This window comes from Pseudomonas sp. SJZ080 (assembly GCF_007828295.1).
In the GTDB taxonomy this organism is placed as follows: Bacteria; Pseudomonadota; Gammaproteobacteria; order Pseudomonadales; family Pseudomonadaceae; genus Aquipseudomonas; species Aquipseudomonas migulae_A.
Genome location: NZ_VIUK01000055.1, coordinates 1 through 8,133, shown reverse-complemented (window position 1 = coordinate 8,133; position 8,133 = coordinate 1). Strand labels below are relative to the sequence as shown.

Annotated in this window: 6 protein-coding genes and 3 pseudogenes; 3 read left to right on the top strand and 6 right to left on the bottom strand. The window is 54.3% G+C overall.

Going from position 1 to position 8,133, the window contains the following annotated elements; translation table 11 throughout:
* Positions 1-492 (top strand): annotated as a pseudogene (locus FBY04_RS32070) (IS3 family transposase); the annotation flags it as partial.
* An 867-nt stretch (positions 493-1,359) separates the two neighbouring features.
* Entirely contained in the window at positions 1,360-1,809 is a 450-nt protein-coding gene (locus tag FBY04_RS32060; RefSeq protein WP_145319687.1) for an antitoxin Xre/MbcA/ParS toxin-binding domain-containing protein, read from the top strand.
* 91 nt (positions 1,810-1,900) lie between these two features.
* Here the strand turns inward: FBY04_RS32060 and FBY04_RS32055 are convergent.
* The 5 genes from FBY04_RS32055 to FBY04_RS32030 all read right to left on the bottom strand — a co-directional run bounded on the left by FBY04_RS32055 (position 1,901) and on the right by FBY04_RS32030 (position 6,515).
* A protein-coding gene (locus FBY04_RS32055) for an IS3 family transposase (protein WP_371927895.1) occupies positions 1,901-3,120 on the bottom strand; the annotation gives its coding sequence in 2 pieces (ribosomal slippage) (positions 1,901-2,781 and positions 2,781-3,120; 1,221 coding nt in all).
* Between the two features lie 387 nt (positions 3,121-3,507).
* Entirely contained in the window at positions 3,508-4,326 is an 819-nt protein-coding gene (locus FBY04_RS32045; protein WP_145319695.1) for a helix-turn-helix transcriptional regulator, read from the bottom strand.
* Positions 4,327-4,331: 5 nt separating this feature from the next.
* On the bottom strand, positions 4,332-4,871 hold the full coding sequence (locus FBY04_RS32040) for a kinase inhibitor (protein ID WP_145319679.1): 540 nt from the start codon (positions 4,869-4,871) through the stop codon (positions 4,332-4,334).
* Positions 4,872-5,719: 848 nt separating this feature from the next.
* Positions 5,720-5,941, bottom strand: a complete 222-nt coding sequence (locus tag FBY04_RS32035; protein ID WP_145319676.1) for a hypothetical protein — start codon at positions 5,939-5,941, stop codon at positions 5,720-5,722.
* Between the two features lie 286 nt (positions 5,942-6,227).
* Positions 6,228-6,515, bottom strand: a complete 288-nt coding sequence (locus FBY04_RS32030) for a YciI family protein (protein ID WP_145319673.1) — start codon at positions 6,513-6,515, stop codon at positions 6,228-6,230.
* A 478-nt stretch (positions 6,516-6,993) separates the two neighbouring features.
* On the opposite strand from FBY04_RS32030, the pseudogene FBY04_RS32985 reads away from it, so the two are divergent.
* Positions 6,994-7,447: pseudogene (locus FBY04_RS32985) on the top strand (Tn3 family transposase); the annotation flags it as partial.
* A gap of 116 nt (positions 7,448-7,563) precedes the next feature.
* Here FBY04_RS32985 and FBY04_RS32015 read toward each other — a convergent pair.
* A pseudogene (locus FBY04_RS32015) lies at positions 7,564-8,040 on the bottom strand (IS5 family transposase); the annotation flags it as partial.
* Positions 8,041-8,133 lie beyond the last annotated feature (93 nt).

Sequence of the window (8,133 nt, the reverse complement as noted above, 5' to 3'; positions counted from 1 at the left end):
ATCAACCGGCAAGTCCTGACCAATCGGGAGAAGACATTGCTGGCTGATGCCCTAAGGCAGAGGTACTCCTTGCTAGAGCTGCTTGACGCGTTGGGCTTGGCCCGAAGCTCCTATTTCTATCATCGAGCCCGAATGCAGGTCGCGGAAAAGTACACCGAAGTGCGTCGTGCCATGGCGGACATATTCGAGCGCAATCATCGTTGCTATGGCTACCGTCGGATGCGAGCTTCGTTGAGCAGGCAGCGTGTGCGCCTTTCAGAGAAGGTGGTGCAGCGCTTGATGAAGCAGGAGTGCCTAGTCGTCGCCAAGCCGAAACGGCGTCGATACGGTTCCTACCTCGGGGAGATCAGTCCGGCGCCGGAAAACCTCCTCAACCGCGACTTCACGGCCCTAGCTCCGAATGAGAAATGGCTGACCGACATCTCGGAGTTCCAGATCCCGGCCGGCAAGGTGTACCTGTCCCCCATGATCGACTGCTTCGATGGGAAGGTGTAGGATTTCGAAATAAATGCGACGTTTTGGAAATAGATGCGACAGGGTCTGGACCTTTTCATTGCGCATGACGGAGCTAACACAGGCGTTCACATTCAAGCAAAGCGATGGACCGGCGGTGAGTGAATATCCAAATATCCTTCCAGCTATAATTTATAGTTAGGCGGATATAACAGGTATATCGTAATTCTTGAGGCCGTTTCGATGATGCCCTCTTCCAAAGCATGGAACCGATTCAGACGAGCTTGTTGATTGCTAGCCCCAAATTCGAGCCAATTCCGCATATATTAGGCAGTGTCATAACGTCTAGAACCTGGATCATAAAGTCCAATTTTCGATGTTAGTGTCTAGGAATGTTTACACTATGCGGGTCAAAGCACTGACCGACCAAGCCATAGCAAAAGAGATTGGGGCACGTATCCAAGCACTTAGGCTGAAAAGAAATATCAGCGTCGAAGATGTAGCTATAAATGCGGGGATTAGCCGCCAGACCGTATATTTGTTGCTCAGACATGGAAGGGGAACGCTGCCAAACCTAATCGCGGTACTTCGGGCCATTGATGAGCTCGAACGCTTAAGCTCCTTAGTCGCGGACGTTCTGCCCAGTCCAATCCAGATCGTTCGTATGGAAGGAAAAAAACGTAAGCGCGCTTCAGGTCGCCGAGTAAGTTCAGACGGATCAGTCGCAGCCACATCATCTCGGAAAAAGACCAGCGACTGGTAACTCCGCAGGCGCTGTATTAGCTGCGTTCATAGGAGGGAAGTGACCGCCGTTTGTTAATCCTCCGCCCCCCCACAAACTGTCTTCCCAAGATTCGGCATTTGCCGGATGCTGATCCGCAAAACGTACCAACTGAAGGTAGCGCCATGTTTGCTGAGGTCATGCGCGAAGATGCATATCAATCTTATCGAATACGGTTGGAGAGCTTGCTTGGCATTCCCCGCAACGCTTGTGATCAAGACGTCCATAAAATGATCGAGGCCGGTTTCCCGACTAGCAGGCTTAAAGAACTTTATGATCTTGGCATGATAAGCACGTCAGAACGTGACCAGATCATCGCGCTTCGAACCTTAAAGGCCAGAACGGCAGGTAAAAAGCGGCTCACGCTTCACGAGAGTGATCGGCTATTCAGATATGTACACATTACGGCCATGGCAGAGGTGCTTTTCGGAGACAAAATCAAAGCCAAGCGATGGCTATCGAAGCCCAAGGATCGGTTTGCCGGTAGGAAACCGTTAGAGATGCTCTCTACCTTTCCCGGCACTCGAGAGGTTGAGGTGATGTTGATTCGAGTGGCTGAGCCATTTGCATTTTGAGAAAGGATCCGGGGATCTTCAGCACCGCTCCACATCACTAACCGCGTCGGCTGGTGGACTTGCCCCTACAAAACCGGACACCAACTCCCCGTTAAATTGATGCCGCTGCCAAGCGCCTGAACTCCCTCGGTGAGCGATAGTTCAAAGCGCTGTGCGGATGCTGCTCGTTGTAATGCTCAAAGGCAATTGCCAGGTTACGCAGCGCCGTTTCTCGATCCGGCTTGGGCATGTGCGCCACATAATCCCGCTTGATCGTCTTCACGAAGCTCTCGGCCATGCCGTTGCTCTGCGGGCTGCGCACCGGTGTGGTCACTGGCTGCAAACCGATCTGTCGAGCAAACAGGCGCGTTTGTTCGGCGGTGTAGGCCGAGCCGTTGTCGCTTAGCCACTGCACCGGCATGGCGGGCAGTTGATCACCGAAACGCTTCTCCACACTTTCCAGCATCAAGTCGCGGATATCATCGCCGCTGTACCCGGTCGGGCTCGCGACCCAGCCGATGGCTTCGCGATCACGGCAGTCCAGGGCGAAGGTCACGCTCAGTTTGGCGCCGTCCTCGCAACGGAACTCAAAGCCGTCCGAGCACCAACGTGTATCGCTGGTTTCCACCGCAATTCGGCCTTCGTGCCGACGCGGCACACCGGGCTCTTTGATCCGGCGCTCAAGCAGCAAGTTGTGATCACGCATGACCCGGTAAACCCGCTTCACGTTGATCGCGGGCAGCAACTGGGTTTCACGGGCGCGACGCAGCAATCCCCAGACTCGGCGGTAGCCATAGCTGGGCAGTTGGCTGACCTGTTGCTGGATTTCGGCCACCAACTCAGCGTCGTTCACAGGCTTGCTTCGCCGTACTTTGGGCGATACCGATTGCTTGATTCGAACCGTTAATTGCGAGTGCGCCACACCGAGACATTCGCTGACCAGCTTCACTGGTCGTCCCCCGGCAACAAGGGTGAGTGCGCAATCCATTTTCGCGACCGGGCGATCTCCACGGCCTCTTTGAGGATTTCTGCTTCCATCGTCTTCTTGCCCAGCATCCGTTGCAGTTCACGGATCTGCTTGAGTGCATCGCTCAGCTCAGAGGCCGGCACCACGGCTTCACCAGCACTGACCGCCGACAGGCTGCCGTCCTGATAGAGCTTGCGCCAAAGGAACAACTGGTTGGCATTGATGCCGTTGCGCCGAGCGACGACCGACACACTTTGTCCTGGCTCAAGGCTCTCGCGAACCATCGCCAGCTTTTGCTCCGGGCTCCAGCGGCGTCGCCGCTCCTGGCCCAAAAGCTCCCCACTCTTATCGTTGCTGTTAGTCATAAACATAACCGTTTGCCTATCCCTTATCGTAAGGGGGAAACGGTGTCCTGTCTTTCATGGGGCTCGTTCATGTAAGGGGCCGAGGAACACACCTTCCTCACCTGGCCGATAAGGGCGATTGTGTCCGCGTATTTTAGTGCACACCATCGCCCTTTGGCGTCGGGGTCTGGAAGGTGTGTTGGCCGGACGGATACGGACGTCCTCACGCGCCTGCCGACGCAGCGGGAGAGTGCTATCGGTGAGCTTCTGCCGCATAAACGGCAACCGGTTTAGCTGCCCAAGACGGGATGCCTGTCCGAAGATATCGACGGTGGCCCGTGTTACGCCGAGCGCGAGGGTCAATCGTGTCGAGGGCAGCAACAATAGGGGAAGACCTCACGGAAACGCTCAAATCGCTGCCCGCAATTCACGTGGTGACAGGCCATAGTGCGAGCGAAAGCGCACAGCAAAACGTGAGGCCGAGGCGTAACCGCAGGCGCCGGCAATTTCACCGATTGGGCGAGAAGTTGTTTGCAACCGTTGTAATGCTGTCGACAGTCGAACGCCCTCCAAAATATTCCTGAAACTATTACCCTCTTTCGCCAGTTGGCGACGCAATGTCGACTCACCCAGGTTCATGTGTTGTGCGATGCTCGCAACCGTCCAGTCTCTCTCCGGGCTGGCCATTACCAGTTGCTGCACACGTTCACACAGTGGATCGTTGCGACCCATCAGCAGAGGTCCGGCCTGGCCGCCAAGGCATAGGCTCAGAAGAACCGCTTCCCCATAATGTGTGCATAGTGCCTGCGGGGCGTTTCCGTTGATGGCGGCCAGCAACTGCTCCCATGCCTGGGTTGTGTGCCTGTCCAGGGGAACGCATAGGTCGGTCTTCAGTACACCGCGACAGCTCATAATCTGCTGGCTATATCGGGTGCTGAAGTTACGCAATGTCGAGACGGGAAAGGTCACCGCATCGGCGATGTAGTGACCGTGAAGGCCAGGGAAGTTTGAGATACCAAGCTCACGCCCGGCCGGCATCAGAATCAGATGTTGAGGCCCTGCGCGCATCTCCCGGTCATCCCATTGCAGCAGTTTTTCCCCCTGTCGCACTCGACACAAGGTGCTCACGAACACTGGCACCCTTGGCAAGGTAAGGGGTCGTCGCGCCTGTATGACACACGCATCGATAATGTTTTCCCGGTGCTGTATGCCGTCACAAGGGCGCATCATTCTTAACGTCCGTAAGTTGAAGTAATGGTCGCTTTGGCCAACGCGTTGGCGTTGAGCATATAACCCACCAACGCTCCGCTGGCCTGGTTGTCGAGCGGTAGCTTATCGACTTTCAATGCCCATACGGTGAATTGATAGCGATGGGGTTTATCCCCTACTGGAGGGCAAGCACCGCCAAATCCCGATTGACCAAAATCAGTTCGCCCCTGTACTGCACCGGCAGGCAAACTCGCCCCTGCTCCTCTCGGCAAGCTATTGGTAGAAGCTGGTAGGTTAACCACCGTCCAATGCCACCAACCGCTACCGGTCGGTGCATCGGGATCGTAGACCGTGATCGCGTAGCTTTTAGTACCTGCGGGGGCGTTTATCCAGGAAAGCTCAGGAGAAGTGTTGCCACCTTCGCAACCGAAGCCCTGGAACACTTCGCGACTGGTCAGCGGGCGGTTGTCAGCAATATCCCGGCTGGTCAGTGAGAAATCGGCAGCGTATCCACTGAGTGCTACTGCCATGGAAAGTGCAGGCAGGACTAATCTGATTTTCATCGCGACTCCATCTGAGCCTTAGAGTGAAGCTCGAGTCTAGGTTGAACAAAGTGTGGTTACTGTGCCGAAATGCTCGGCAACAGTGCTGAAATGCTCGATTGTTCAGGCGAACTATCAACTCTCGACCGTGTTGGCCAGACGCTTACAAATCGATCGAAACGCATCGCATCGCATCGCATCGCTTTCTCGACGTAGCACTTACGTTCGGAATTGAGCACGAGCCCGTAGGGCTTCTCGCCAGCTCGCCACTCGTGCCCCACCGCGTCGGCCGTGAATCTAAAGAAGTTCATGAGACGCATCGGTTACGGGGAGCGCATTGAAAGCTTTCAATACGGGTGCGGTCAGCCGCCGATGATCGATGTCAGTACCGTCCATTGCTGGATGCATTACGCAAGGAGCTCGTCGAGATGGTGGCGATGCTCGATTCTATCCAGTATGTCGAACAGTGAAGGAACTCGTGCCTGGTAGGCCAAGGTCTTCACTGGAGTTGAGCGTCAGACCGACAATGGCGGCCCAGCTTTCGGGTTCAAAACCACGTCCGCTCAATCAGCCCTTTTAGCGCTCCACTCGAGGTAGTAAAACCGTAAGCCAGCAAATTCAAGCGACTCAGGCTTATGCCGAAAAATTTCTCCCGCTTTTACCTCGTCAGCGTTAGCCGCCAACCGGTCAGCCTCTCTCATACAGTTTTGTTATCTACTGCATTGCACCGACAACCTATTCGGCGTCAGAGCGCTCGGCAACTGTTAGCGCTTCACGGGCTGTCTGTTCGAGGCGGAGTGAGATTTTTTAGGTTTTGTTGCAAGGCTTGCGTCGGCTTGTTGAGCCCCCTAACGACCTCGCACAGGGATCTATGTAGGAGCCCTTGCGATCTCAGCTGCATGAGATTGAAGTCGGGTTTCATCACTTTGAAAGACTGTAATCATGCGATAAATGGCCTGAGCATCAGAGTCATTACCGGCCGAACTCAATCGTTCGGCAATTCGCGTCAGTTCTACTGCAGACCATTTAAGGTCCGAGGCGATGCCCTGAAGGTCACGCTTCAGACCTTGCCTAGGTTTGCTGAGCTCCATAACGCATTCCTGCAAATCCAAGAAAAATTCAACTATCTGCTGGAGGGAGTGATGGTTGTATCCTTCAGCAAAGCCTCGGCGGTGCGCCGCCGGCCAAGGCTTCTATTTTCTCACTGTCACCCTGATGGGATGAGAACGTGCGCGAAATATAGCAGGTTGTGAAGTCGTGTTCGATTCGACCCAACGCACGCGCTACGAAATATCGAAATTATCGACGACGGCGACCAAGGACCGATCACTCTAGCGGCTTGCCAGGTCAATGGGTCGCGAATTGGTGCCGAAGCTGCTACAAAATCCCGCTCAATGCGGGATGAGATTTAACCGGAACGAACTCAGTGACGCCATAAGCGGCTATACCGTTCTGATGGAACGGATCTTTTGCAAGTATCGCGTCCAATTCTGAGCGGCTGACCCTACCGCTTACAATGATCACTCCACCGTTGCGTGGATTTTTGGGGCCGGACGCTAGAAACAACTCTTGAGTGTATTGCTCGTCAAGAAACTGACGATGCGACTCAAGATAAACTTCTATTACATCAATGGTTTTCAGATATGTTAGGTCTACGATGTACATTGCTTATCACGGCCTCTAGGGCAATTAGAAAGTCACCTTTGATCCTACTCAGCTGTTGCACTAAGCACATTGAGTGCAGCCTTGCACAGTGGATAGACCAACGCCTGCGGCTGGGAACCGCAGATGCCGCCCCATTATGCCCATAACACCTTGCATCATAAAGCAGGCGTCCACTTATGCGGCAGTAACTCGGCAATTTCAATAGCGCGCTGCGTCGGCAGACGCGTGAGTACGTCCTTCCAAAGTAGATTTCTATCCTATGACTGCATTGTGCGCATTTGATGGGACTCACTTCACGAGCAAATTTTGAGCGGCGCTTGTGAAGCATGGCGATAGCGCAATATGGACAAAGCTCATCCTCTCGAGCTATGGGATGGTACAACCCGATCAGATTGGAGGAGCTGGTAGCGATACCGTACTCTTGGATCAGGCTGCCTGCCCTTTTACCCATTAAATAACGAGTAAAGAACTCTTCAATACCAACGCGCCAAGCTTTACCGATCACATTTTTGCGCGGATGGGCCTGCGGGGTTTCCATTTCGCGCCGCGCATCCGTGACCTAGTTGACACGAGAGTCTATATTCCTAAGAGCTATACCACCGATAACGCGCTCAAGCCGACGATCGACTGCATGCTCAACATCAAACATGTCCGCGCCATTGGGACGGAATCCTGCGACGGCCCACCGCGATCAAACAGGGCACAGCAACAACCTCGCCGAGGTTGTGCAAGCTCGGTAGCTACCCGCGCCAGAACGTCCTAGTCATGGCACTGCGCGAGCTGGGCCGTATTAAAGAGCGCACGCGGTTCATTTTGGACTGACTGCAAAGCAATGGAATTGTGCCGCCACGTTCATTCCGGCTGAACAAGGGAGAGGTTCGCAATGCTTTCTCTCGCGCTTGTTCTTCAACGGGCTGGGCGAATCTAAGGATGCTCCGATCAACTTGCCGCACGGCGGCAAGTCGAAATTTCCTTGGAACGCACCGCTATTTGCCAAAAAACGACCGATGCCTCGTGTATTGAGGGCTATTTCGTCTGGTCTTCCGTGTTAAGCACGCAACTCGCCCATACCCATCAGCTGTTTTTGAGCCATCCACAGGTTTGACAGGGCGAACAGCGTGGTCAACTGAGCTGTGTTTTTCATCAGTTCACGAAAGCGCACTTTAACGTAACCAAACTGCCGCTTGATCACCCGAAACGGATGCTCAACCTTGGCCCGTGTCTGAGCTTTGCAGTACTCGATCTTGCGCTTGGCTTTGTACAGCAGGCAGCGTTTATTCAACTTGGAATAGGTGCTGCGGCGCGCTGCGATTTGCCAGATCACTTCACGATTTTCATGCTCTTCACGCTTCTAGACACCGGTGTATCCAGCGTCCGCATACACCGCGTTTTCTTCGCCATGCAGTAGCTCGGCGACCTGTGTGACATCGGCCACATTGGCGGCGGTGCCATGGACGTGATGAACCAATCCCGACTCTGCATCGGCGCCAATATGGGCCTTCATCCCGAAGAAATACTGATTACCTTAATGAGATGGTCAGCTCGGCTCGAGAAACCCGGTGAGTCTAGACTTACCGGGTTTCTCTCTTTACCGAAGGAGGATCTCTCATGAACACCG

Coding starts and splice junctions, on each gene's coding strand:
- FBY04_RS32060 (WP_145319687.1), top strand. CDS start 1,360: ATGTTTGCTGAGGTCATGCGCGAAGATGCATATCAATCTTATCGAATA.
- FBY04_RS32045 (WP_145319695.1), bottom strand. CDS start 4,326: ATGCGCCCTTGTGACGGCATACAGCACCGGGAAAACATTATCGATGCG.
- FBY04_RS32040 (WP_145319679.1), bottom strand. CDS start 4,871: ATGAAAATCAGATTAGTCCTGCCTGCACTTTCCATGGCAGTAGCACTC.
- FBY04_RS32035 (WP_145319676.1), bottom strand. CDS start 5,941: ATGGAGCTCAGCAAACCTAGGCAAGGTCTGAAGCGTGACCTTCAGGGC.
- FBY04_RS32030 (WP_145319673.1), bottom strand. CDS start 6,515: ATGTACATCGTAGACCTAACATATCTGAAAACCATTGATGTAATAGAA.